Raw genomic sequence first — 25,736 nt, forward strand, 5'->3', positions numbered from 1 at the left:
AGACAACATATGAATTTAACTACTAAACTGCTATTAGGATTTGGTTTGAGTGCTGGTTTTTTAGGCTATTCGCAAGATTTAGGTAAAGTAAACCCAGTTCTTACCGGAGCTCCTTTCTTAAGAATTGCACCTGATGCAAGATCGGGAGGTATGGGAGATCAGGGGGTGGTAACCTCTCCGGATGCATTTTCACAATTCTGGAATGCGGCTAAATACCCTTTCAGCAGGACAAGTTCTTCCGTAGGTCTTAACTATACGCCTTACATGGGAAAACTTACCAATGATGTATTCTTATTATATGCTTCGTTCCATAAGTTTTTAGGACAGGAAGAAAGATCTACAATCTCCGCGAGTATCTATTATTTCAATATGGGACAGGTAGACCTGACTCAATTGGTGGGTACAGAAATTGCTTCTATGGGTACATCAAAACCAAACGAATTCTCCATTGACGTTGCCTACGCTTTGAAACTTTCTGATTCATTCTCCGGAGCTGTTACCGGTAGATTTATCCGTTCAGACTTAGCCGGAGGATTCAACACAGATACAACACTTAAGGCTGCGAACAGTTTTGCAGTAGACGTTTCAGGATACTATACCTCTCCAAGATTCTCCAGTATTGGCGGATATGATGGTAAAATCAATGCAGGTTTAGCTATTCAGAACTTAGGTCCGAAACTGGATTATACAGGAAATGAAGAATCAAGATCTTATCTGCCTACTATGGCAAGATTAGGGGTTGGATACGATATGTACCTGGATGATATGAACAGAGTTGGAATCTCTGTGGAAGGTTCAAAACTATTAGTTCCTGGATCTGAGTATGCCGGAATAGACCCGAATACAAGACAGCCTATCTACCAGATCCCGAATGTAGGACCAATGGCTGGTATCGGAAAATCTTTCAAAAATAAAAACAGTATCATGTATAGTGGTGCTTTGGAATATTCTTATGACAATGCATTTTCTGTTAGAGGAGGTTACTTCCATGAAAGTGAAGAGCAGGGAGCAAGACAGTTTGCAACTGCAGGGGTTGGGTTAAGATACCGTTCTTTCGGACTTGATCTTTCTTACCTGATCAATATGTCTAAGATCAACAGTGCTTTGGATAACACGCTTCGTTTCGGTCTAACCTGGAACATCGGAGAAGAAACATCCAACAACGATCGTTAATAAAAGCAACAGCTCTATAAAAAAAGCCTCATACATTTTTGTATGGAGGCTTTTTTTATGTCAATCGTCAATGGTGAATTCGCTTCGCTTGTCAATTTTTTTACATCAAGCATTCACCATTCACTTTGGATTCGTGAATAGTCAATCGTCAATCCGCTCCGCTTGTCATTTTTTTTATGCTGCAAGCATTCACCATTCACTTTGCAAAGCAAAGATTCACTTTTGACCTTTAAATAATGTAATCGTATAGTCAAGAAGTTTTCCATCACCGTAGTCGCCATGGCCGGGAACTACAATTTTCACATCCGGATATTCTTTTTTTACTTTTTCAACGGTATTGGACCAGGCAGAAACATTGGCATCACCCAAATATCCTTTACCTGCCTCCAGCTCTTTTAATAAACAGCCTCCAAATAAAATATTCTCGTTTGGAAAATATCCCACAGCATTATCTTTTGTATGCCCTTCACCAAAAAATTTTGCAATGACATCTTTATTCCCGACTTTTAAAATAACAGAATCAGTAAAACTGTTTTCAGGAATAACAAAATTATTTTCTCTGGCCAGCTCAATTGTTTTCACATAGGAATAGGATGGAATATTCTTTTTATGGAAAGCCATTAATCCTCCCAAGCTATCATCATGAAAATGGGTTGGAACAATGGCCTTAATTTTCGAATCAAGATTTTCATTAATCCATTGTATCAGCTCTTCTGAACTTTTATCATTGGTAGGTGTATCAAAAACAACGGTTTCGTGATAATCTTTTACAATCAATCCATTACAGGGTACATTCCCGAAATCATTGGTCTGTTTAAAGGAGGTATGAATAAAACAATTCTCTGAAATCTGAGTAATGATCAGGGTTTTTGATTCATATATTTTCTTTGCTTTAAAACTGTTTTTGCTCTGTGTACTACAGCTTAACATAATCAAAGAAAACAAAATGACCAATATATTTTTACTGATGAAATTCATAAAATGATAATTTACGCTTGAGATAAGCTAAGATAGGAATTCGTGGAACAGGATTTGTTAGCTGTTGTGTTAAAAAATGACGAATTGTAAGTGGCGAATCATCCATATGTTTCATCTGTCAATTTATTTTAAATAATACTACATCTTAATTAAAAAAAATATAATATTTAAGTTAATAAAAGTCTCTTATTTATGGCGATTTTCTTAAATTCAATAGCTATTTTTGTAATATGAACTATTCGGCGGAACTAAAAAAATTTGTAACCAGTCAATATGTATATTCTGCGATCAGAATTACATTAGCTACTGTTCTGCCTTGTTTAGTCCTCGCCCACTTCGGGATTTTGAAAGAATACTTCCTTTTCCCTCTCGGAACCAGCTTTGTAGCTCTTACCGACCAGCCCGGTCCTTTTATCCGAAGAAGAAATGCCCTTACTTTTGCGATCTGCTGTTTTGTCTTTGTAGCACTTATTGCCAGTCTTGTGATGAATATTAAAGTACTGGTCATTCTGGAAGTCATTGTTTTCGGGATGTTTTTCTCCCTGATTGGCGTTTATGGCCAGAGATTGGCTGCAGTAGGCTCATTATCTTTGGTAGTACTGGCCATCTTTATTGACGGGCATCTTACAGGAAGCAATATCTTTAAAAGTCTGCTGATATTTGCTTCAGGCTGTATCTGGTTTCTGTTGATATTCCTTATTGTAACTACCATTCGTCCTTATAAACTGGCAAGCCAGATGATTGGCGAAAATTATCTTCAGCTGGCAGAGTTTTTAAAGATCAAAGCCAATTATTATCAGAAAAATCCGGATTTTAATAAACTGACCACTCAGGTTATTGCCAAGCAGATTGAAATAAAAAACCTTCAGGAAGATACCAGAGAAACCGTTTTCAAAACAAGAACTATCGTCAATGAATCTACGACCACCAGCCGTCTATTAATGCTGATGTTCCTGAACTCGATGGACCTTCATGAAAAACTGATGACCTCTGAAAGTGACTATCAGAAACTGCAACAGAGTTTTGAAGAAAGTATGATCCTGGTGAATATCCATGATTATCTTAATCTTCTGGCTGAGGAGATCACCAATATCGGAATTGCTCTTCAAAGTGGTACCAGAGCAAAGCCAATGTTTAACCTGGAACAGGAATTAAAAAGCTTAAATTATAATTATTTCGAACTCAGAAATAAGCAGCTTTCGCCGGACAATCTGGAAAATTTCATGATCCTGCGCCAGATCCTGATGCGTATCTATGAGATAACGAAAGAAATTAATGAGATCTATAAAGTATTTTCACAGGATATCAAACTGGCGAAAAGTTTATCTACAGGGCTAGACCTTAAAAAATTCATGCCTAATGAACCTAAACTTAATGCCAAGGTTCTAAGAAATAATATTTCCTTATCATCTTCCCATTTCCGCCATGCTATTAGAATTACAACAGCTCTGCTATTGGGATACGTTTTCTCTATGTTCGATTTTCTGGGACTGGGACACACGTATTGGATATTAATTACCATTACAGCGATCTTAAAACCCGCTTATTCCATCACTAAACAGAGAAACCTTCTCCGTCTCTATGGAACCATTGCCGGAGCAAGTATTGCTTATGCCATTCTGTATTTTGTACATATTAACGGCGTTTTATTTGCTATTCTGCTCATTAGTATGATCATGTGTTTCAGCTTTTTGAAAGGACGGTATTTCTGGGCGGTATTATTCATGACGATTTATGTTTTCCTTAGCTTTAATTTTTTAAATCCGGGGAAGGTTAATATTATTTTTAAAGACAGAATCCTGGATACTGCTATTGCGGGAATCATTGCTTTTGCAGTGTCTTATATCGTATTGCCTGTTTGGGAACACACCCAAAATCTGGATCTGATGAAAAAGTCTGCCGCAGACAACCTTATTTATTTCCAGAGTGTGATTTCTAAATTCTTAGAGGGAAAGTTTGATCTTGAAGATTATAAGGTAAAGCGAAAAAATGCCATTATTTCACTGGCCAATCTTTCTGATAATTTCCAGAGAATGATTTCCGATCCTAAAAATCAACAGAAAAAGCTGGAAGTTGTACACCAGTTTGTAGCTACATCACATTTGATTACGGCCTATACCGCTTCTCTGTCTCAATATTCCAAAAGTAATGAGCAATATCCTGAAATAGATGCTGAAAGCTGGAGCAGAAAGATTGAGGCAGAAATGCAGCAGACCTCTACCCTTCTCAGCGGAAATGATATCAACGAAACGTTGAAAATGGAAAGCCGCCTTGAGCCGGAAGATTCTTCCATTGAAGATATGCTCCTGAAAAGAAAAACAGAGATTGAAGAAAATGAAATTGTGGACCGAAGAGATCCTGATAAAATTTCACATTTAACCGAGCTTAAAAATATCCACGATATTCTGGAGCTGATCTATGATGTCGCAAAGGAACAGAGAAAAGTGATCGAAAAATATAAAAATGAAACTGAGCCTACTCCTCCACAATCGTAAAGCAGTAGTCATCAAAAAACTCTACCCTCGCTTTGAACTCATCTGAAAACTCATCATCATATACCCGGCAGCTTATTTTATGAAGATGCTTCAGCTCAAAAGGCTTTACTTCATAATTCTTTTTTAAAGACCAGTATTTTGAATGATGGATTTTGTACATACTTTCCTTCACACTCCATATAATGGTATAGAAAGTATCCGCTTTGTCTTCCGGAATAAATCCACGTTCATTTTCATAGGTGAATTTATCAATCACCCTTAAAATTTTAGGATTGAACTTCTCTACGTCAATTCCTATTTTATTTTTAGAAATAGCAATGGCTGCAAAGGGAAAAGAATGCGTAATGGAAATTTCCGCATCATTGGGAGAAAGAAAAGGTTCTCTTTCTTTATATAAAATTTTAGAATTAGGCTTTAATCCTTTCAGGAGCTTGCGAACCATCAGGACTTCCAGCAATTTTTTAGGATGATAATCTTTTACCTTCTCAGCATTTTCAGGCTCCAGAAGTTGGTTGATATCAAGTTCTTCACTTTCATCGTACTTCCAAACCAGAATTGTGGCATTATCATCTGAAAAATCTCTGTAGAGGGGCATTCTTTTTTTATTAGGCAAAAATAGTGAAAAGATGCGGAAGTTGAAAGTAATGGAAGATGGATGCCGGATGCTACCATTCGTGATAAAAAAAATTTTCAGACCGAAAAATCTGTTGAGGAAAAAACAAACTCTTTGTTTCCTTAATCTTTATAACTTCCAGCATCATTCTTCCAGCTTCCAGCTAATTATTTAGACTGATGATTCGCATCATTTCTATGCTCTATAATTTCCAGATTGGCATCCACAAAATAAGCACTTCCAAATCCGTTGACATAAGATCCTTTTACAGGTTGAAGGGCAATTAAAATAAAATCTCCCATGTCGGAAATTACCTCTACAACTTTGCCGTGAGTTTCTCTAAGTTTCGCAACAACAGCATTCCATACTTCAGAATCTCTTTCAATCTGAGAAGTAGTTGCATCAATAGTAAGGCGTTCGCGGGCATAGATCTGTTTGGTGGCAGATTCATCTTCAATAAACATAATGGATGTCTTTCTTCCGTCTGCAAGGTTTTTAGTATGTTTTGCCATGAAAGATACCAGAATATAGAATGTCTGATCTACCTGTACAAAAGGTGCATAGCTTGAATTAGGATTTCCTTCGGCATCAACAGTAGCAAGAATTACACTTTTTGAAGCATTGATCAGTTCCTGTACTTTGGGAGCAACAGGTTTGATTCTCTTTTCTGTATGGGTTTGATTCATAATATATTTGTTTATCAGCTAAAATTAGTTATTTATATTAAGACTAAATAATATTAAACTATGTTTAATCTCATAAACCTGAACTTGCTCGGTTGTTTTTATATCTTAATTATAAATCGTAATTTTGCCTTTCGTTATCAATTGAATTTTAAAACTATTCATTACATATGAGTACTACAACACAATACGTTCCTTATAAAGTTAAGGATATCTCCCTTGCAGAATGGGGTAGAAAAGAAATTACCCTTGCAGAAGCAGAAATGCCAGGTCTGATGGCTATCCGTGAAGAATACGGACCGTCTCAGCCACTGAAAGGAGCAAGAATCGCAGGATGTCTTCACATGACTATCCAAACGGCTGTGCTTATCGAGACTCTTGTAGCTTTAGGAGCTGAAGTTACATGGTCATCTTGTAATATTTTCTCTACACAGGATCACGCTGCTGCTGCTATTGCTGCTGCTGGAATTCCGGTGTATGCATGGAAAGGATTAAATGAAGAGGAATTTGACTGGTGTATTGAGCAGACTTTATTCTTTGGTGAAGACAGAAAGCCATTAAACATGATTTTGGATGATGGTGGAGATTTAACAAACATGGTTTTTGATAAATATCCTGAGTTCACAAAAGATATCAAAGGTCTTTCTGAAGAAACCACTACCGGTGTTCACAGACTTTACGAAAGAATGAAGAACGGAACTTTAGTAATGCCTGCCATCAACGTAAATGATTCGGTTACTAAATCTAAATTCGACAACAAATACGGATGTAAAGAATCTGCTGTAGATGCAGTAAGAAGAGCTACAGACGTAATGCTTGCTGGAAAAAGAGTGGTAGTTTGCGGATACGGAGACGTAGGTAAAGGTACTGCTGCTTCATTCAGAGGAGCCGGTTCTATCGTTACTGTTACTGAAATTGACCCGATCTGTGCACTTCAGGCTGCTATGGACGGTTACGAAGTAAAAAGATTAGACACTGTGGTAGACAATGCTGATATCATCATCACTACAACAGGTAACTTCAATATCGTAAGAGGAGAACATTTCCTTAAAATGAAAGATAAAGCGATCGTTTGTAACATCGGTCACTTCGATAATGAAATCGATATGGCATGGTTGAACAAAAACTACGGTCAGACTAAATCTGAAGTGAAGCCTCAGGTAGATATCTACACTATTGAAGGAAAAGAGGTAATCATCCTTGCAGAAGGTAGATTGGTTAACTTAGGATGTGCTACAGGCCACCCAAGTTTCGTAATGTCTAACTCTTTCTCAAACCAGACGTTGGCACAGATAGAGCTATGGAATAACTCTGCAGCTTACAAAAACGAAGTATATATGCTTCCTAAGCACCTGGATGAAAAAGTAGCTGCTTTACACCTTAAGAAATTAAGCGTAGAGCTTGAAACTCTTTCTCCTGAGCAGGCTGAGTATATCGGAGTAGACGTAAAAGGGCCATTCAAGCCTGAGTACTACAGATACTAGATCTTAACAAAACATGATATGATCCCACTATTTCTAAGATAGTGGGATTTTTTTATGGAGAGAAATAATCCATTCGTTATTTTTGTCCCCTAAAAAAATAACATGAAAAAATTCTTATTTCTGGGACTCATGAGTTCTGTGGTATTCTTTAACAGCTGCAGCAGTAATGATGATAATGAGGGAAACAATACCTCTTCTAAAGTATTGTTAAGCAAAGTCACAATAGTTTATTATGACAACCCATCGCAGCCGCAGACAAGCATACAAACTCTGGAATACAATAATCAGGGTGAGCTTATCAAAACAACATCAGCTTTAGGAACTTCCAAGTTCGAATATAGTAATGGAAAACCAACTAAAACCACATATTATAAACCAGATGGTACGGTAGACTATTACTCAGCATATAGTTACAATGGAGATCTGCTTACGACGGTTAAAGCCATTTATACTACTAATCCGGATTATAACAGAACCATTACTTATAATTATAATACCAACGGACAGGTAATTTCTTCATCTCTTTGCCAGTCACCAGCCTGTTCCAACCCCATCGTGGATACTTATACTTATGATGGAAACAATATTTCAACAGAAATTTCAGAAGGTGGAGGATCCAGCTACAGCACAAAAATTGTTTACTCATATGATGATAAACAGAACCCATACATCAATATCAACAAATATTTAAAAATTATGATGGGAAGAGCCTACGCTGTAAGTCAAAATAATTATCTGACGGAAAAAATCAGCTATAAAAGTAATGGAGTCTGGACACAAAATCAAACCCGAACTTCCACCATTCAATACAACAGCGCTGGTTATCCTACTGAGGTGATTTCAAAAGAAGCCAACGGAAATCTTTCAGCGAAGTATACTTACGAATATATCACTCAATAATAAGGCTTTAACTCTTCAAAATTTGGAGAGTTTTTTTATCTGATATATTCGTCATCAATTAAGCCTGTTTTTATAAATAATGAATATATTTAATCCTTATTTAATAAAACTTTTAAATACATGAAAAACCAATTATTTATCGGGTTGATGAGCTCATTTTTATTCCTCAACTGCAGTAGCAATAATGACGAAAATAATGAACCCAATCCTTCTGATTCTCAAATATTATTAAGTAAAGTCACTACAGTTTATTATACAAGTCCCTCCGGACCGCACACCAGTATTACAAAATTAGATTATAACAGTCAGAAACAATTACTTAAAATTACATCAGAAACTACAACCTCCGTTCTGGAATATGACGGTGCCGGAAAACCTTCAAAAATTACTTACCATAAAGCAGATGGTACCGTAGCTTATTATAAAACGTTTACTTATAATGGTGATCAGCTTACGATGATTAAGAAAATAGATCCAGATACTCACTATAATACAACAATGACGTATACCAATGGTAAAGTTACTGGAACTTCTACTTGTGAGTCTTCCAGTTGTCCCATTCCGTCTACCATGTCATATACTTATAGTGGTGATAATGTTTCGGAAGAAATTTCGGTTAGTGATGGTATCGGCGGTCCACATACTAATAAAAAAGAATTTTCATATGATAATAAGGTAAATCCCTATTCTTTGATGGGCAAATATTTTAGAATGATTATGGGAGGAGCAGAGTTTTTAAGTCAAAATAATTACACCACAGTAAAAATAAGTGGCAAAGATGGCACTGGAAACTGGAGTCAAATTATGAATTTTACCTATCAGATAGAATATAATAGTAATCAACTGCCAACTCAGGTCATGGTAAAACTGGATAATAATGATTATGCAAAATATACTTACGAATATATCACTCAGTAAAACAAGGCTCTCCATTTTGGAGAGTTTTTTTATGAGCTGATTCCCGCTATCCACTCATACTCCTCGCCCCAACCTACCCCAGCCTCTTACCCACCAACTCTCCCTCTCATGCTCCGGGGTAAACGCTGCTATCGGGGCTAGGAGAAAATGATGAATTATAATTGATAAATGATGAGTGATGAATGATGAATAGATTTATATTATTCAATGGTAACGGGTTATATCCTGAGTTTAGACGAAGGGAGCCTGAAACATACACCTACTTCATCATTTCATCCAGTATTTTTCCCATATTTTCCCTTTGTCAGAGCTCTATTTATAAAAAATGAATATCTTAGCCCTCTTAAACAAAACATTAAACTATGAAAAAACAAAGAGTATCGAATGCATTTGTAGCTGCGTCGTGGGTAGCATTGGGAGCAGGAATGATTGGCTTTATTGTCGGTCTTGCAAGAGCAGAAATGCTGCTGAATGAGAAGGGATATTATTTCACCATCCTTCTTTATGGTTTATTCGCTGTGGTTTCTTTACAGAAAGCAGTACGTGACAGATTAGAAAACATTCAGGTAACAGATATTTATTATGGAATCTGCTGGTTTGCTACATTATCATCCATTGTATTACTGGCCATCGGACTTTGGAATGCCACCATCCTTCCAAGTGAAAAAGGTTTTTATGCCTTTGCCTTTCTACTGGCACTCTTCGGAGCTATTGCAGTTCAGAAAAACACCCGTGATAATATGCTTCAGGAATAAAGTAAACTCTCCAAAACGGAGAGTTTTTTATTTAAATAATTTCATTGAAATTTATAAATTACTACAAACTTTACATTTAAGTTAAAAATATATTAAGTTTTTTGCTATTTTAGCTGTGCTTATTTCACAAACTAATGACATGTACAAAAAACTAATAATTTCTGCTCTGTTTATAGCAGCATTCCAACTTTCAAAAGCACAAAATGAGTTTATAACGATCTGGAAAACGCAAAACTCACAACTCATTAAATTTCCCGGCAGAGGAACCAATTTCAAAGTATATTGGGAAGAAGTAGGATATCCTCAGCATAATGGTACAATGAGTAATGTAACTTCCACGACCGAATTCATAATCAACTTGGGTGTACCTTTTAATCCTGTATCATCTCAAGCAAGTTACAGAATTAAAATCAGTGACGGCACTGGAAGTTTTGACCAGGTAAGATTCTTCGACAATACATTAACTCCCACTTACAATGCTCCAGACCGCTCAAAAATAACCCAGATTGCCCAGTGGGGAAATATAAAATGGAAAAGCTTTGACAATGCTTTTGTATACTGCGACAACATGGATGTTACAGCTACTGATGCACCGGACCTCAGCATGGCCACCAGTATGCGTCAGATGTTTTATTTGTGTATGTCACTCATCGGCAATCCTTCTTTTGATACCTGGAACACTTCTACCATCACCGATATGTATTATATGTTTGGTGACAATTATCTCTTCAACCAGCCACTGGGAAACTGGGATACTTCGAATGTTACGGATATGTCATATATGTTTGACTATACCGGATTCAACCAATCTTTGAGTAAGTGGAACACAGCGAAGGTGACCACCATGAGACATATGTTTCATGATTCTGGAAATTTTAACCAGGACCTTCAAAACTGGAATACCTCCAATGTTACTGATATGAGTGAAATGTTCTCTGGCACTGCTTTTAATCAAAATATCGGAAGATGGAATTTAAGTTCATTAACAACAGCCACCGGAATGTTTCTCAATTCTGCCATGAGCTGTGTGAATTATGATAAAACGCTTTTTGGATGGAGCCAGAGTTCATCAACACCCAGTAATATTAACTTATCCAGTGCTTCGCCATTAATCTATTCTCATGCCGATGCCGTAACTGCCAGAAATTATTTAATTAATTCTAAAGGATGGATTATATCAGGTGATGCTTACAACGGACTCTGCAACCAGACACTTTCAACGTCTGAAAAGGAGATCAGTAATAAACCTGCTATTTACCCAAATCCTGCAAAGGATGTGATTTATCTTAAAAATATTCAGCATCCGGTAAGTTTTATCATCACCGATATGAGCGGAAGAACTGTCGCCAAAGACAATCTTGAACATGAAAAGATTGCTATCGGACTTTTGACTCCGGGAAATTATATTCTACAAATTTTGACAAAGGATACAATTCATTCACTTCCGTTCATCAAACAATAAACTAATCATAAAACGATAACCATGATTCTAAAGAAAATTCCAACACTCATTTTTATTTTGTTACTATTTCTGGCAAAGGCACAAAATGAATTTATCACTATCTGGAAGCCGGCCTCTACAGTATTACCAGCTGTAAATGTAGATGCTCCTTATCAGGCAACTACACAGCAAATATGGTTTCCCGGAATTGGTGATAATTATGATATTTACTGGGAGGAAGTAGGCTATCCGCAACACAATGGTTCTCTTCTCGATGTAACTTCCACAAAACAGGTTCTTATAGACTTCGGGACGTCAATCGCAGAAAAAAATGATGCCAAATACAGGGTAAAAGTTACAAATGGAAATGGAACTTTCAGGCAGATAAAATTCGGAACGCCTCAACTATTTCCTGGTCCTGAGCAAGTTTTTCCTATCTGGCAGATCAATGGAAGTTCAGATAAAATATTAGAAATAGAACAATGGGGTAATATTTCTTGGACCACCATGGAGAGCGCCTTCAGTCTGTGCAGGCTTATGCAGCTTACAGCAACAGATACTCCCAATCTTAATAATGTAGAGGATGCTTCTTTCATGTTTTATGGCACAACCAGCTTTACGGGCGCCAGCTCTATGCAAAACTGGGATACTTCGAAAATTAAGAATTTTAGTTTTATGCTTTCTCTTTTATTTGATGTGAATCCTTCTGCTACATTAATAGAACAGTTCAACTCACCTTATCTGGACAGCTGGAATATGTCTTCAGCCACCAACCTCAGCTATATGTTTGGAAACAGAACAGTTTTTAACCAGACTCTCAATAGCTGGGATGTCTCAAAGGTGACCGATATGAGCTGGATGTTTGGCCAGTGCTTAAGTTTCAATCAGCGACTGGATAACTGGGATACTTCAAGCCTTGAGGACATGCATTTTATGTTTCATATGATTCCTGTTTTCAATCAGCCATTAAACTGGAATACTTCCAAAGTGACCAATATGGCGCATATATTTCATGGCTGTACAACCTTTAATCAGCCTTTAGACCATTGGGATATGACAAAAGTGACCAGAATAGACCAGATCCTTAATTTTGCTTCAGGTTTCAATCAGTCATTAGGAAACTGGAACTTAGTTTCTCTTAACAATGGTAATGCTGCTTTAACAATGTCTGGTCTTAACTGTGAAAATTACAGCAAAACCCTTATGGGATGGGCAGACAATCCCAATACAGCCAACAATGTTTCATTAGGTTCTGTACAAGGATTAAAATATGCGTCCAATGTATCAGACAAAAGGGATATTCTCGTCAATAAAGGCTGGTCAATAGTAGGTGATGTGGTGGGAAGCTGTTTACTATCTTCATCGGATATAAAGCTAAATAAAAAAACTCTGCTTTACCCTAATCCTGCTGTAGATGATATTCATATTGAAGGATTAAGTGATATAAAAAATTACAAGATTTATGATGCGAGCGGAAGACTGGTAAAGGAAGGAAATCCCAATAATGATATCATCAATGTAAGTTCCTTACCTAAAGGGAATTATATGATACAACTGATCATGAAAGAAAAAACAATTTCTTCAAAATTCATTAAGAAATAACTATAAAACCTCAATATGGTATTGAAAAAATTTTCGACAGGACTTTTTATTTTCCTGTTGTGTATAGTAAAAGCCCAGAATGAGTTTATCACGATCTGGAAGCCTGCTTCTACGGTAATACAGCCTGTCACTGTAAGTGCTCCCTACCAGGCAAGTTCTCAGCAAATATGGTTTCCCGGAATTGGTGAAAACTATGATATTTATTGGGAAGAGGTAGACTATCCCCAGCACAACGGTTCTCTTACCAATATAACCTCTACAAAACAGGTTCTTATTGATTTTGGTACATCAATCGCAGAAAAGAATGATGCAAAATATAGGGTAAAAGTGAGTAACGGGAATGGAGTTTTTCAACACATAAAATTTGGAGATGTACAAGAGGTTCAGCTTCAGGATCAGATTTTCCCGGTGTGGCAGATCAACGGAAGTGCAGATAAGATACTGGAAATAGAACAATGGGGAAATATTGCATGGACAACGATGAACAGTGCTTTCAGCCAATGTAAACTTGTTCAGCTTACTGCTACAGATATCCCAAATCTTAGTAATGTTGAAGATGCTTCTTATATGTTTTATGGCGCAAAAACCTTTACAGGTGCAAGCTCCATGCAAAACTGGAATACTTCTAAGATTAAGAATTTCAGATTTATGTTTGCGATTATCTTTGACAGTATCAATAACTCACTTCCTGATCAGTTCAACCCTCCTTATTTTAATAGCTGGAATATGTCGTCAGCAACTGATCTCAGTTTTATGTTTGGAGGAAGGGGAATCTTTAATCAGACCTTAAACAACTGGAACGTTTCTAATGTCACTGATATGAAATGGATGTTTGCTCTTTGTCCAAACTATAATCAGCCTATGGATAACTGGGATACCTCAAGCCTTGAAGACATCCGTTTTATGTTCCATTTTGATTCCAGTTTCAATCAATCCTTAAATAATTGGAATACGTCTAAAATTACCAATATGGCCCATGCTATTCATGGCTGCACGGCCTATAGTCATTCCCTGGAAAACTGGGATATGACCAAGGTTACCAGAATAGACCAGATTCTTAAGGAAACGCCCAACTTTAATCATTCCCTTGCAAGCTGGAATCTTGCCAGCGTTAATAACGGAGCCCAGGCTTTGATGCAGACAGGAATAGATTGTGAAAATTTCAGTAAAACACTTGCAGCATGGGCAGATAATCCTGATACTGCCAATAATGTTGATTTAGATATTGTAACCCCTTTGACTTATGCTTCCAATGCCGCAGATAAAAGAAATATTCTCATCAGCAAAGGATGGACGATGTCGGGTGATACGGTAGGAAACTGTTTACTGTCCTCATCAGAAGTCAGGCTGAATAAAAAACTTTCACTATATCCCAATCCCGCTGTGGATGATATTCATATTGAAGGACTAAGTGACATTAAAAAGTACAGAATTTTTGATGCAAGTGGAAGGCTTGTACTGGAAGGAAATCCTAATAAAGAAATGATCAATGTAGGATCATTACCGAAAGGAAATTATATTTTACAGCTCATTTTGAAAGATCAGACCATCTCTTCAAAATTCATTAAAAAATAAAGTAAAAAGCCTCGCTGAAAAGTGAGGCTTTTATTTTGAGTTGAAAAATAATCTATTGGTCAAAGTAATTAGGATGCTGGGCTTTGATATCATCTACTGTTCCCAGTACTTTATCTTTTAAAGAATCCTGATATTTCTGAAGTTTTGCAGCGACTTCTTCATTACCGCTTCCTAAAATTTTTGCAGCTAAAATCCCGGCATTCAAAGCTCCGTTCAAAGCTACGGTAGCTACCGGAATCCCACCGGGCATCTGAAGGATAGATAAAACAGAGTCCCATCCGTCTATAGAATTACTGGACAAAATAGGAACCCCGATTACCGGAAGTGTAGTACAACTCGCCACCATCCCCGGAAGATGTGCTGCTCCACCTGCTCCGGCTACAATGACCTTCAGCCCTCTTTCCTTAGCAGTTTTTGCATAATCGAACATTCTTTCCGGAGTTCTGTGCGCTGAAACTACTGTCAATTCATAAGGGATATCAAGGCTTTTAAGAAAATTTGCAGCCTGTTCCATAATCGGCAGATCACTCTGACTGCCCATAATAATTCCTACCATCTTCAATTTTATTAGATGTTCAAAGATAAAAAATAAAAATGTAAAGAGGAAAGAGTACAAAAAATCCGGGACACGATTTATGATTATAATTCCTAAAATAATTTAATCTTTCAATAGATCTTCCATTTAAAATGTAAAGAATTAATAAAGTTATTTTTGGCTCAAATTTTTCATCTGTACTCCTATAAATTACAGGATCTGTATCCATAAAAATCGCTGGAGAAATAGATATATTTGCTGTTACACCACATTAAAATTGAAAGATTATAAACTTACACTGGCTGTATGTACCGTTGCTATTGTCTGGGGTACTACGTTTTTATCAATAAGGGTTGCGGTAGAAACTATTCCTGCCTGGTTTGTCGCAGGAATACGTCAATTTCTTGCAGCGATTATCATGTTCCTTATTCTTACCTATAGAAAAGAATTCAAATGGATAGGCTGGACAAGCCTGAAATACCAGTTTATCTTCTCTTTATTAATGCTTGTGATTGCAAACGGAATGACTACAGTAGCGGAAGAGGAAGTTACCAGCAGCCTTACTTCACTGATAAGTGCCTGCTCTCCTATCCTGGTATTTTTCGGAAGTATGGCTTTAGGCCTGCAGAAATTCAGCTGGCGGGCTTTTACCGGAGTTGTTCTGTGTTTCAGCGGCATTCTTTTTATTTTCTGGGATGGCATTAATGATCTGAAAAACCCGGATTATGCACTGGGAATATTATTTTTATTCATTGCCATTGCGGGATGGGCTTCAGGAACTATTTTCACCAAAAAACTGAACATTCAAAGCGGAAATATCTCACTTAATCTCTTTTATCAGTTTGCCTTTGCAGGAATTATCCAGATAATTTTTGCCTTCCTTTTTTCAGAAAACTACAACTTCGGAAACTGGAGTCTGAAAAGTATTTCTGCGATGCTTTATTTATCCTGTTTTGGCTCTGTAGCGGCATTTTTTGCTTTTCATTATGCATTGACCAAAGTTTCTCCGGTTCAGGTATCCATCCTGGCCTATATTAATACGGTAATTTCCATTTTTTTAAGCTGGCTGATTCTTGATGAAAAAATTTCTGCCAAATTCATCATCGCTGCCATACTTATTATTGTTGGGGTCTTTGTGATCAATTACAATCCGGCCATGTTTAAAAAACAAAGAATCGAGTCGTAAATCAGAAAATAATATTCATTATTTCAACCCTAGATCCCGCTGTTTTTTAATGTATTAAATAGAATTAAAAGCAGATCAGTTATATGGGGATTTTCTATTTCCTTCATTTTTTCTTATATTGTATACTCCAACCGATACAATATGCTGAAAAACACATTTTTTTTATTGCTGGCTGCCTCTTTTCTATTGGTAAGCTGTGATTACAAAGAGAAGGAAAAGAACCTGACAGACAGGGAAAAACAACTTTTAGACAAAGAGAAATTATTCGCGAAGAAAGAATCCGAATATCAGTCACTTCTGAAAATGAGAGACAGTATTTTTTCCAAAAAAGATTCTGTAGTAATTGCTGCTGTATGGCCTACAGAAATTTCCGGCCCTTGGAATGGTAAAGTAATCTGTACAGAATCCAACTGCAGCGAATATGCTGTAGGCGACCAGCGTACTGACATCTGGGAATTCGATAATGATTCTACCCAGCCCATTACCAAAATCATCAATAACAATAATCTGGTAAGGCTGTATACAGGCAAGTTTGAAAACAATGAAATCAGACTGTCTTTCAAAACCGATTCTACAGCCAAAAAGAATGTAGAAATGAGCGTTCTTCTTAATGATATTTCAGACAACAAGATCAAAGGAACCAGAACCATTACTTCTGATGGCTGTACCGCCAAGTTCTCTGTTGAATTAGTACGTTCCACAAAATAAACACATATGATTTTACTGAGTATACACAACCTGAGCCTTCCTATAGAAGATCCGGTACTGAAGTTCCTGTTGGTACTGGTCATCATTCTGGCAGCCCCATTGCTGCTTAATAAAATTAAAGTCCCTCATCTCCTGGGACTTATCATTGCCGGAGCGATTATTGGTCCGAACGGATTCAATGTATTATCCAGGGACAGCAGTATTGTAGTAACCGGAACCACCGGGCTTCTATACATTATGTTTCTGGCAGGTCTTGAGATCGACATGGGGGATTTTAAGAAGAATAAATGGAAAAGTCTCACCTTTGGTATCTATACCTTTACAGTTCCTTTTGTACTGGGATATCTGGGAGGATATTATATTTTACACTTCTCTATGCTGACTTCCATTCTGTTTGCCAGTCTTTTTTCGTCTCACACGCTTATCGCTTATCCATTGGTGAGTAAGTTGGGAATTGCGAAAAATAAAGCAGTTAACATCACCGTTGGTGGTACGATGATCACAGATATTCTTGCTTTATTGGTACTTGCTGTGATTGTGGGAATGTCTCAAGGTGATGTGGGAACAGAATTCTGGGTTAAATTATCGGTCTCTTTTGTCGTTTTTGCCCTTATTGTACTTATTGTATTCCCTATTATAGGACGATGGTTTTTCAAAAGAGTGGATGATAAAATCTCACAGTATATTTTTGTACTGGTTATGATTTATCTGGCTGCTATGCTGGCTGAACTGGCTGGTGTGGAAGCTATCATCGGAGCATTCTTTGCCGGACTGGCGTTAAACAGACTTATCCCTCACACTTCTTCTCTGATGAACAGAGTTGAGTTTGTAGGAAATGCCATATTTATCCCGTTCTTTTTGATCAGTGTAGGAATGCTGATTGATTTTAAAGTTTTCTTCAAAAGCTGGGAAACACTTGAAGTTGCCGCAATTATGCTGGTTGCTTCTATCGGAGGAAAATACCTTTCTGCGGTTGCCACTCAAAAAACATTCAGACTAACCAAAGAGGAAGGAAAACTGATCTTCGGATTAAGCTCCGCTTCGGCAGCCGCAACACTGGCTTCTGTAATGGTAGGATACAACATCATCCTTTCCGAAACCGAAACCGGAGAACCTGTAAGATTATTAAACGAACACGTACTGAACGGAAGTATTCTCCTTATCCTGATTTCCTGTACCATTTCTTCTTTTATTTCCATGGCGAGCGCTCAGAAAATTGCGGAGAGTGATAATGAAGATACCGTTTCCGGAAACACCCATGAGGAAGAAAATATTCTCTTAGCCATCAACCACGAAGCCACTGTTGAGAGAATGGTGAATCTGGGAATTCTGATCAAAGCACATTCGAATACAGAAGATCTTTTTGCTTTGAATGTCATCAACGAAGACAAAAATGAATCTTCGGTAAAGAATGCGGAGAAACTTCTTCACCAGGCAGCAGATGCAGCCGCGGCGGCAGATGTGAAATTACAGGCTTTAAAAAGATATGACAATGATGTCATCAACGGGGTCAATAATGTGATTAAAGAACAGAAAATAACGGATCTTATCATCGGATTGGAAGATGAAAAAGGGTTCTCCCCTTCTTTTGTGTATAACCTTTACAATGGTTATCTGCAGAATGATGATGTGAATGTGCTGGTTTACCATGCTGCACAACCGCTTTCCACCATTAAGAAATATGCAGTGATGATTCCTGAAAATGCTCATCAGGAAGCAGGGTTCTTCCATGCATTGCTGAGAGTATGGAACATTGCCAGAAATTCCGGAGCTACAGTTGTTTTTTATGCTCCTGAAAACATTATTGATATTCTTCAGAAAATCATTAAAAAAGCCAATATAGAAGCTGAATTCATTATCATGAGCACATGGCAGGACGGAGAAAGAACCGCAGCACAGCTGAAAGATGATGAAGCCTTGATTATTCTGATGGCCAAGCGCGGTATGAAGTCATATATTCCAAGAATGAGACTGATCCCTGAACTGCTGAACAGGAATTTGAAAGACAATAATTACCTTCTGATTTTCCCTTTCTCGGAGTATGACAAAAACAGCCCTGAAATACGTTCTGTAGGAAATCACGGGGATTTTGTGGAGATTGGAAATGTGATTCAGAAGATATTTAAATAAAAAGGCTGGAAGAAGGAAGAAGGGTGCGAGAAGTTTCTTCTCTGCGAATAATCAATTTTTCTTTATGATTAAACAATTAAATCTTCAATAGCTTCCGAGCTTTAGCCCGATGTGAACCATAGGAAAAAATTAGCTTTACCGAAACCTAAAATTAAGTTTCGGCTAAAGCCAATTGAGTTGACAATTATTTTTAAACGGGCTAAAGCCCGTTTCTATTGAATAATCTTATAAATAAAAGGGAGCTGTTTTTAAAGTTAAAACAGCTCCCTTTTATTTATCTTAAATGATATTACTCAGCAATTACTCTTACCATTCCTTTTACCTGTACAAGCTTTTCCATAAGCTCTTCTCTGGAATCTGCAAGAACGTTGATATGTCCCATTTTTCTTCCCGGCTTGGTTTCAGTTTTTCCGTATAAGTGGATGTATGTTTCAGGAAGCTTAAGAACATCTTCCATTCCTTCATAGACTACTTTTCCGGAATATCCTTCTGCTCCTACAAGATTCAGCATTCCGCTGTAAGTGATGGCGTCAGTATCCGCTAATGGTAAATTTTTAACCACGCGGTACATTTGCTCAAATTGGGAATTAGTATTTCCTTCCTGACTCTGATGTCCTGAATTGTGAAGCCTTGGAGCAGTTTCATTTACCCATACTTTTCCTTCTTTATCAAGGAATAATTCGATGGCAAACAACCCCGGAGAGTTCACTGCAGCCAGAAATTTTTCAGTAATGGAATCAATCTGGTTCTGAACATCTTCCGTCAGCAGAACCGGACATACATTGAAATCCAATAGATTCAGTTTTGGATCGGCAACCATTTCCGTTACCGGGAAAATATTGGTTTCTCCTTTTTCGTTTCTTGCTACAATGACAGAAAGTTCTTTTTCAATATCAACAAGACTTTCAATGACAGAAGGTTCAGTCCATAGTTGCTGATAGTCTTCTTCCGTTTTGATCACCTGTACTCCTTTTCCATCATAGCCTCCGGTATTCATCTTCTGAACAAACGGCAATGGCATGATGATTTTCTCATCACTGTTCCATACCACCTGAAATTCCGGGCTTGGAATATCATGAGCTTTATAAAATTCTTTCTGAAGGATTTTTTGCTGAATTGTTTTGATGATATTGGCATTAGGAACCACTTTTATTCCCTGCTTTTCAAGTTCTGCCAGTGCATCAGCATTTACGTGTTCTATTTCAATGGTTACAACATCTTTATCTTTTCCGAAATTCAAAACTGTTTCATAGTCATTGAAATTTCCCTGTGTAAAATACGAGATATTATGACATGGTGCATCAGAGGCCGGATCCAGAGTATAAAACTCATCATCATACTTCAGTGCACTTTGTATCAACATTCTTCCCAGCTGTCCGCCTCCCAGAATTCCTATTTTCATTTTTTATTTTTATTAGATTTACTCTTATTGAATTTTATCAATTTTTAAATAGCCTAGCCCCATTGGGTTCTCTTGATTTTCTTCATCAGACTTTTGAAGAATGATTGCATATTTTTCTTTCATATACGCAGGAAGAATATCGCTCACATTGAAAATATCATCAATATCCACTCCATGCTTATCATCAATATGGCTTACTGCACCTTCAAATCCCATGGTCTGATAGAATTCTGTAGCTTTTGCTCTTTTAACAATCTCCCCCATAGACTGCCCTACCATTAAGTGCTGCTCATGAAATTCTTCAAAGAAACCAGGCTTATAACCTCCTAAATTCAGAAAAAACAACTGGTTTTCTGATGTCTTCTCTCCCTTTTCTACAATTTTCACCTTGTAACCGTCTGCAAATTTCACTTCCTGGTAACAATCCAGGTGAATTTTTCCTTCTGCTTCCTTCCAAAATTCTTTCATATCAGGAATCAGATCTTTCAGATTCTCCGCAATTCCGAAGAAAACATCGTGCTGCTCTATATTTCTGCCTTTGGGTGTTGCCCCGAGGATGACATAAAATAATTTCAATTCATTTTTCATGCATACAAAAATACGTTAAATTTATCTTTTTCAAATGTTTGGCAGACTACTACAATAATTTTATATTTGTAACATTATTTGTAGTATGTCAGAAATCATCATACTCTTCCTTGGCGCAATTTCCGCGGGTCTTTTAGGTTCACTTACGGGTTTAGGAGGGGGAGTTATCATCATTCCTTTATTAACGCTCGGTTTTGGCGTTCCAATGCATTATGCTATCGGTGCTTCACTCATCTCTGTGATCGGAACCTCTTCCGGTGCGGCTGTAGCTTTCGTAAAAGAAGGTTTTACCAATATGAGAATCGGGATGTTTCTCGAAATAGCAACCACCGCAGGCGCTATTGTGGGCGCTCTGGTTTCAGGAATCCTTAACCCGAATACCATCGGAATTATTTTCGCAAGTATCCTTCTTTTAACCGTTATTTTAAATCTTAAAGGGAAACCTGATCACCAGGAACCTTTGGTAAAAGGAAGTCTGGAGGAAAAGCTGAAACTGTACGGAACATTTCCCGATAAAGGAGTATTGAAAAGCTATTCTGCGAGAAATACAGTTCCCGGATTTTTGATGATGATGTTTGCAGGGGCCATGTCCGGGCTTTTAGGAATAGGTTCCGGTGCATTGAAAGTATTGGCGATGGACAATATGATGAAGCTTCCTTTCAAAGTATCTACCACTACCAGTAATTTCATGATCGGAGTAACGGCAGTGGCCAGTGCCCTGATCTATTTCCAGAGAGGTGAAATTATTCCTGTGATTGTAGCTCCTGTACTGATTGGAGTTGTGATCGGAAGTTTTATCGGTTCAAAAACGCTGATGGTATCGAAGACCAAAAAATTAAAAGTATTTTTTGCCATTGTGATTACCATTCTTTCCATTTATATGATGTATAACGGTATCAACAAAAGTTTCAGATAATGAAAAAGAATTTTACAGATGTAGATCTGAACCGTTCGGTAGGAAATCTTCTGAGACTGGGTGTTATTCTGTCTGTGGCTACATCATTGATCGGTTTTATCAAGTTATTTTTTGAAGGCTTTAAAATGCCCGAAAAATATACCAGCCTTGTCGTAGGTACTTCTTCTGAAAAGGTCTGGGGACATTTCTGGGACTCTCTATGTAAAGGAGAAGGTACAGCTATTATTCAGCTGGGTATTCTTTTGCTGATCTTCACTCCTCTGATGAGAATCGTTTTTGCTTTAATAGGTTATTTAAAAGAAAAAGACTACGTATATGTAGTGATTTCTTCTATTGTTTTAGCCATTATGGCGGTGAGTTTCTTTGCAGGTTACGCGCACTAATTTTTACATTTCATAAAACTCTAACGGCAGCTGGTCGGGATCCTGGGTAAAGAAAAATTCTTTTCCTGTGAATTCGTCTATGCGAATTTCTTCACAGTTTAATCCTTTTCTGATCAGTTCATTCCTCTTTTCCGTAACATTTTCTACCGAGAAAGCAAGATGCCTTAAACCACATGCTTCGGGACGTGACGGACGTTGGGGAGGATAGGGAAAGGAAAACAGTTCGATCACATAGTGGTCTCCTATAGCAAGATCAAGTTTATAAGACTGTCTTTCTTCGCGGTATACTTCACGGATGATATTCAGATCTAAAATTTCCGTATAAAACTTCTTTGAAACGGCATAATCTGAACAGATGATGGCAATATGGTGAATCTTCATTTTTATTTTAACCTGATTTTCAATTGAACTTTATTATTGTATTTCTTTACAGTTATCCTTTCTTCTTGTATCAATAATATACTGAATCTTCCATTCATTATTCTGCTTTACCAGCTGAAAACTGTTAGCCCCGCAGTGTGATAATTTTCCTTTTAAATAAAAAGAATACGGGGTAAACACAGTTGCCAGATTGCCATCTGTATGAATAGCTTCCACTATAATTCTTTCATCCAGATCTCCTTTTGTAAATTTGGAAACCGAAGCAATGAAATCCGAAATACTATCACTTTTCACAGTACCGTCCTTGGTGATGGTTTGAAGTACTGCACTCTCTGCAAAAGCGGATTTTACCAACTCAGGATCTGCATTTTTCATACCAAGAAACAGGTTTCGGATAGGTTTTTCAATATCTGTATTCTGCTGGCCTAAGCATGAAATACTGATCAGAACAAGAAATGCCATTATTTTATTCATAGTATAGATTTAGATAATTAAAAATAGATAAAATAAAATTTAAATTGATTAATAAATTTTAAAATTCATTTTCCTTAAATTGTGGTCAAAATTATTTCAGAGCTTTTTATATGTGGATTATTTACCTGACTCTGGCCATAGTTCTTCTGGTCATGACAATACTGCCAAAAATACAGCATTCTCACTGGATATTTAGGGTTCCTGAATTTGCCAAAATACAGGTTACCTACCTTATATTCTTTACTTTTTTATTAGGCTTTTTCACAGACTCTACAGAATATTTCTGGTATTATCAGGGGCTTCTGCTGGTTATGTTTATTCATCACGGCCAAACACTGATCAGATACACCCATTTCTATCCTGTAAAAAAACACAGACAGCGTCACAGATCTTCTGATAAACTACATTTTATTTCTGCCAATGTATATCAGTTTAATAAAGAGTATGAGAAATTCATAGGGCTTGTTAAAAAACATAACCCTGATTTTTTCATGACCATGGAAAGCAACAGTGACTGGGAGAAAGCAATGAGACCTCTGGAAAAAGAATATTCCTACCAGCATAAAGTGACTCTTGAAAATACCTATGGGATGCATTTTTATTCAAAAGTTGAGATTAAGGAAGCGAAAACCCATTATTTCGTTGCTGATGACATCCCGAGCATTGAGATCCATATGAAAACCGCTGATGGCTTTTCTTTTGTTTTCTTTGGGGTTCACCCGCCGCCGCCAAGTCCTACGGAAGAAGAAACATCAAAGGAAAGGGATGGTGATCTTTTAAGTACTGCCAAGCGTGTAAAAGATATTAAAAAGCCTGTTATTGTCGTGGGAGACTTCAATAATGTAGCCTGGTCGAGATCATCTGTCTTGTTCAGAAAAACAAGCCACCTGATAGACCCCAGAATCGGGCATTCTTTCGTTTCTACTTTCCATGCGAAATACCGTCTTTTAAGATTCCCTATTGATCTGATGTTTCACAGTGAAGATATTTTTATCCAACAGCTGAAGACCTTGGAAAATTTTGGTTCAGACCACCTTCCGGTATACTGTGAGTTTTTCATAGATCATCACAATGATGAACAGGAAGAACTGATAGAAACTGCAACTGCTGAAGAGAAAGCTGAGGCTGAAATCATGATAGAGGAAGGAAAGAAAGAAGATGGAGAACGCGAAGCTGTTGTTACTGAAGATTAATAAAAAAAGTGGGTTTTAGCCCACTCCTATTGATTTTTTTAATTTAAAATTTCATCACATCTTTCACTACTCCATTCTTTTGAGTATGTTGTAATAATTCAGCTTCAATGAAGGTTTTAATCTGTTCTTCAGATCCGTTACTAGGGAACAGAAGGTGAACATTCGCTCCGGCATCCAGTGTAAAGAATAATGGAAGTCCTGTTTCTCTTCTGAAATCCCAGATTTTATTGATGACTTCCAATGTTCCTGTTTTCATCAGGATAAAAGCAGGATCACTCATCATCATCATGGCATGCAGGGTAAGTGCTTCATGTTCTACCAATTTGATAAAGCTTTCCATATCTCCTTTTTTCAGGATGTCTTTCATGGGAATAAAATTTTCCCTTGCTTCCTGAAATCTTCTTTCTGCATAAGGATTCGTCTTCATCAGGCCGTGTCCTACTGTTGAAGAAACACTTTTCTGCCCTTCATGGATTAACAGAACCCAATCATTAAAATTTTTGAATACTTCATGAATTTCAGCATCGGGATACTGTACTCCGAACAAATCTGAACTTCCTTTTACCTCATCGGTTTCACCCCACACGACAAGTCCGTTGTATAGGCTTCGGCATGCACTTCCACTTCCTAGTCTTGCTAAAAATGAAGCTTTTCTCAAAGATTCTTCTTCAGAAGTTTTTCCTGTAAATGAAACATCCAATGCCATCAGACATTTTGCAATCGCTCCAAATCCTGAAGCAGAACTTGCAATCCCGGAACTATGCGGGAATGTATTCTCTGTTCTGATGATATATTTTCCTTTCAGAATCCATGGAAGATACTGTTCTATACTTCTGAAATATTTTTCAATTTTTTCGGCAAACTTCACTTCTTCATTTCCAGCCAGAAAAGTTTGTACTGAAAAAGGCTCATTCGCAGTAAATTCCATTGAAGTATTGGTCTTACAATGATTTAATGTGTAGCTGATGCTTGGGTTAGCAGGAATCTGATCAGCATATTTTCCCCAATATTTAATCAGGGCAATATTAGACGGACAGCTTTCCGAAACCGTTTGGGTATGAATGGTGAAATTTTCTTTTCCTATAAAATCCTGTGTTGTCATAGTTTACTTTAAGTCGTTATTTTGAATCACCCCAACAAAAATTCTTTGAATTTTTGCCACCCCTCCAAAAGAGGGGAATTTTCACGTCTTCAGTTGTAATTGATGTGAAAAAGGAGATTAA

Annotated in this window: 24 protein-coding genes; 15 read left to right on the forward strand and 9 right to left on the reverse strand. The window is 37.3% G+C overall.

Annotation, left to right across the window (positions count from 1 at the left end):
* Window positions 1-9 precede the first annotated feature (9 nt).
* Window positions 10-1,173 carry a type IX secretion system outer membrane channel protein PorV gene (gene porV, locus PZ898_RS08420; protein ID WP_062674515.1) on the forward strand — a complete coding sequence of 388 codons (1,164 nt, stop codon included), beginning with the start codon at window positions 10-12 and terminating at the stop codon, window positions 1,171-1,173.
* Between the two features lie 216 nt (window positions 1,174-1,389).
* Here porV and blaCHM read toward each other — a convergent pair whose 3' ends face one another.
* Complete coding sequence (gene blaCHM, locus PZ898_RS08425; RefSeq protein WP_277695295.1) at window positions 1,390-2,151, reverse strand: CHM family subclass B1 metallo-beta-lactamase; 762 nt, start codon at window positions 2,149-2,151, stop codon at window positions 1,390-1,392.
* 230 nt (window positions 2,152-2,381) lie between these two features.
* On the opposite strand from blaCHM, the gene PZ898_RS08430 reads away from it, so the two are divergent.
* On the forward strand, window positions 2,382-4,646 hold the full coding sequence (locus tag PZ898_RS08430; protein ID WP_120231902.1) for an FUSC family membrane protein: 2,265 nt from the start codon (window positions 2,382-2,384) through the stop codon (window positions 4,644-4,646).
* On the opposite strand, the gene PZ898_RS08435 is transcribed toward PZ898_RS08430, so the two are convergent.
* The gene (locus tag PZ898_RS08435; protein ID WP_034699899.1) at window positions 4,627-5,241 is read right to left on the reverse strand and encodes a 4'-phosphopantetheinyl transferase family protein; all 615 of its coding nucleotides are present in this window, start codon (window positions 5,239-5,241) and stop codon (window positions 4,627-4,629) included. The two genes, PZ898_RS08430 and PZ898_RS08435, sit on opposite strands and share 20 nt — an antisense overlap.
* A 185-nt stretch (window positions 5,242-5,426) precedes the next feature.
* Window positions 5,427-5,945 (reverse strand): pyridoxamine 5'-phosphate oxidase family protein, encoded by a 519-nt coding sequence (locus tag PZ898_RS08440; protein ID WP_277695296.1) that lies wholly within the window; start codon window positions 5,943-5,945, stop codon window positions 5,427-5,429.
* Window positions 5,946-6,112: 167 nt separating this feature from the next.
* Here PZ898_RS08440 and ahcY point away from each other — a divergent pair, with 167 nt between their 5' ends.
* The 7 genes from ahcY to PZ898_RS08475 all read left to right on the forward strand — a co-directional run bounded on the left by ahcY (window position 6,113) and on the right by PZ898_RS08475 (window position 14,617).
* On the forward strand, window positions 6,113-7,426 hold the full coding sequence (ahcY, locus tag PZ898_RS08445; RefSeq protein ID WP_047433999.1) for an adenosylhomocysteinase: 1,314 nt from the start codon (window positions 6,113-6,115) through the stop codon (window positions 7,424-7,426).
* Between the two features lie 102 nt (window positions 7,427-7,528).
* Window positions 7,529-8,326, forward strand: a complete 798-nt coding sequence (locus tag PZ898_RS08450) for a hypothetical protein (RefSeq protein ID WP_277695297.1) — start codon at window positions 7,529-7,531, stop codon at window positions 8,324-8,326.
* A 120-nt stretch (window positions 8,327-8,446) separates the two neighbouring features.
* Window positions 8,447-9,244 carry a hypothetical protein gene (locus tag PZ898_RS08455; RefSeq protein WP_062674505.1) on the forward strand — a complete coding sequence of 266 codons (798 nt, stop codon included), beginning with the start codon at window positions 8,447-8,449 and terminating at the stop codon, window positions 9,242-9,244.
* Window positions 9,245-9,606: 362 nt separating this feature from the next.
* Window positions 9,607-9,999 (forward strand): inner membrane protein YiaA, encoded by a 393-nt coding sequence (gene yiaA / locus PZ898_RS08460; protein WP_034699887.1) that lies wholly within the window; start codon window positions 9,607-9,609, stop codon window positions 9,997-9,999.
* Window positions 10,000-10,138: 139 nt separating this feature from the next.
* Entirely contained in the window at window positions 10,139-11,461 is a 1,323-nt protein-coding gene (locus tag PZ898_RS08465) for a BspA family leucine-rich repeat surface protein (RefSeq protein ID WP_120231906.1), read from the forward strand.
* Window positions 11,462-11,482: 21 nt separating this feature from the next.
* A complete protein-coding gene (locus PZ898_RS08470; RefSeq protein ID WP_277695298.1) occupies window positions 11,483-13,042 on the forward strand; it encodes a BspA family leucine-rich repeat surface protein in 1,560 nt (519 codons plus the stop codon).
* 15 nt (window positions 13,043-13,057) lie between these two features.
* Window positions 13,058-14,617 (forward strand): BspA family leucine-rich repeat surface protein, encoded by a 1,560-nt coding sequence (locus PZ898_RS08475; protein ID WP_123279432.1) that lies wholly within the window; start codon window positions 13,058-13,060, stop codon window positions 14,615-14,617.
* Between the two features lie 52 nt (window positions 14,618-14,669).
* Here the strand turns inward: PZ898_RS08475 and purE are convergent, their stop codons facing one another.
* Window positions 14,670-15,173 carry a 5-(carboxyamino)imidazole ribonucleotide mutase gene (gene purE / locus PZ898_RS08480; RefSeq protein WP_123279431.1) on the reverse strand — a complete coding sequence of 168 codons (504 nt, stop codon included), beginning with the start codon at window positions 15,171-15,173 and terminating at the stop codon, window positions 14,670-14,672.
* Between the two features lie 256 nt (window positions 15,174-15,429).
* On the opposite strand from purE, the gene PZ898_RS08485 reads away from it, so the two are divergent.
* The 3 genes from PZ898_RS08485 to PZ898_RS08495 all read left to right on the forward strand — a co-directional run bounded on the left by PZ898_RS08485 (window position 15,430) and on the right by PZ898_RS08495 (window position 19,176).
* Complete coding sequence (locus tag PZ898_RS08485) at window positions 15,430-16,338, forward strand: EamA family transporter (protein WP_277695299.1); 909 nt, start codon at window positions 15,430-15,432, stop codon at window positions 16,336-16,338.
* A gap of 141 nt (window positions 16,339-16,479) precedes the next feature.
* Window positions 16,480-17,046, forward strand: coding sequence for a hypothetical protein (locus tag PZ898_RS08490; protein WP_062674493.1), 567 nt, complete (start codon window positions 16,480-16,482; stop codon window positions 17,044-17,046).
* A 6-nt stretch (window positions 17,047-17,052) separates the two neighbouring features.
* Window positions 17,053-19,176 carry a cation:proton antiporter gene (locus PZ898_RS08495; protein ID WP_110011785.1) on the forward strand — a complete coding sequence of 708 codons (2,124 nt, stop codon included), beginning with the start codon at window positions 17,053-17,055 and terminating at the stop codon, window positions 19,174-19,176.
* A 289-nt stretch (window positions 19,177-19,465) separates the two neighbouring features.
* On the opposite strand, the gene PZ898_RS08500 is transcribed toward PZ898_RS08495, so the two are convergent.
* Both PZ898_RS08500 and PZ898_RS08505 read right to left on the reverse strand, forming a co-directional pair.
* Entirely contained in the window at window positions 19,466-20,578 is a 1,113-nt protein-coding gene (locus PZ898_RS08500) for a 5-(carboxyamino)imidazole ribonucleotide synthase (protein ID WP_123279428.1), read from the reverse strand.
* 24 nt (window positions 20,579-20,602) lie between these two features.
* On the reverse strand, window positions 20,603-21,166 hold the full coding sequence (locus PZ898_RS08505) for a DUF1543 domain-containing protein (RefSeq protein ID WP_228432438.1): 564 nt from the start codon (window positions 21,164-21,166) through the stop codon (window positions 20,603-20,605).
* 85 nt (window positions 21,167-21,251) lie between these two features.
* Here PZ898_RS08505 and PZ898_RS08510 point away from each other — a divergent pair, with 85 nt between their 5' ends.
* Both PZ898_RS08510 and PZ898_RS08515 read left to right on the forward strand, forming a co-directional pair.
* Window positions 21,252-22,082: a sulfite exporter TauE/SafE family protein gene (locus PZ898_RS08510; protein WP_277695300.1), complete on the forward strand. Its 831-nt coding sequence runs from the start codon at window positions 21,252-21,254 to the stop codon at window positions 22,080-22,082.
* On the forward strand, window positions 22,082-22,465 hold the full coding sequence (locus tag PZ898_RS08515) for a DUF1634 domain-containing protein (RefSeq protein ID WP_034699869.1): 384 nt from the start codon (window positions 22,082-22,084) through the stop codon (window positions 22,463-22,465). The genes PZ898_RS08510 and PZ898_RS08515 overlap by 1 nt, the downstream gene beginning before the upstream one ends.
* 3 nt (window positions 22,466-22,468) lie before the next feature.
* Here the strand turns inward: PZ898_RS08515 and PZ898_RS08520 are convergent, their stop codons facing one another.
* Both PZ898_RS08520 and PZ898_RS08525 read right to left on the reverse strand, forming a co-directional pair.
* Window positions 22,469-22,846 (reverse strand): VOC family protein, encoded by a 378-nt coding sequence (locus PZ898_RS08520; protein ID WP_277695301.1) that lies wholly within the window; start codon window positions 22,844-22,846, stop codon window positions 22,469-22,471.
* Between the two features lie 33 nt (window positions 22,847-22,879).
* A complete protein-coding gene (locus PZ898_RS08525) occupies window positions 22,880-23,320 on the reverse strand; it encodes a nuclear transport factor 2 family protein (protein WP_120231916.1) in 441 nt (146 codons plus the stop codon).
* 110 nt (window positions 23,321-23,430) lie between these two features.
* Between PZ898_RS08525 and PZ898_RS08530 the strand changes: the two genes are divergently transcribed.
* Window positions 23,431-24,513: an endonuclease/exonuclease/phosphatase family protein gene (locus PZ898_RS08530; RefSeq protein WP_216444130.1), complete on the forward strand. Its 1,083-nt coding sequence runs from the start codon at window positions 23,431-23,433 to the stop codon at window positions 24,511-24,513.
* Between the two features lie 43 nt (window positions 24,514-24,556).
* Here the strand turns inward: PZ898_RS08530 and PZ898_RS08535 are convergent, their stop codons facing one another.
* A complete protein-coding gene (locus PZ898_RS08535) occupies window positions 24,557-25,615 on the reverse strand; it encodes a diphosphomevalonate decarboxylase (RefSeq protein WP_277695302.1) in 1,059 nt (352 codons plus the stop codon).
* Window positions 25,616-25,736: the final 121 nt, after the last annotated feature.

The sequence above is a fragment of the Chryseobacterium sp. WX genome (assembly GCF_029542485.1).
In the GTDB taxonomy this organism is placed as follows: domain Bacteria; phylum Bacteroidota; class Bacteroidia; order Flavobacteriales; family Weeksellaceae; genus Chryseobacterium; species Chryseobacterium cucumeris.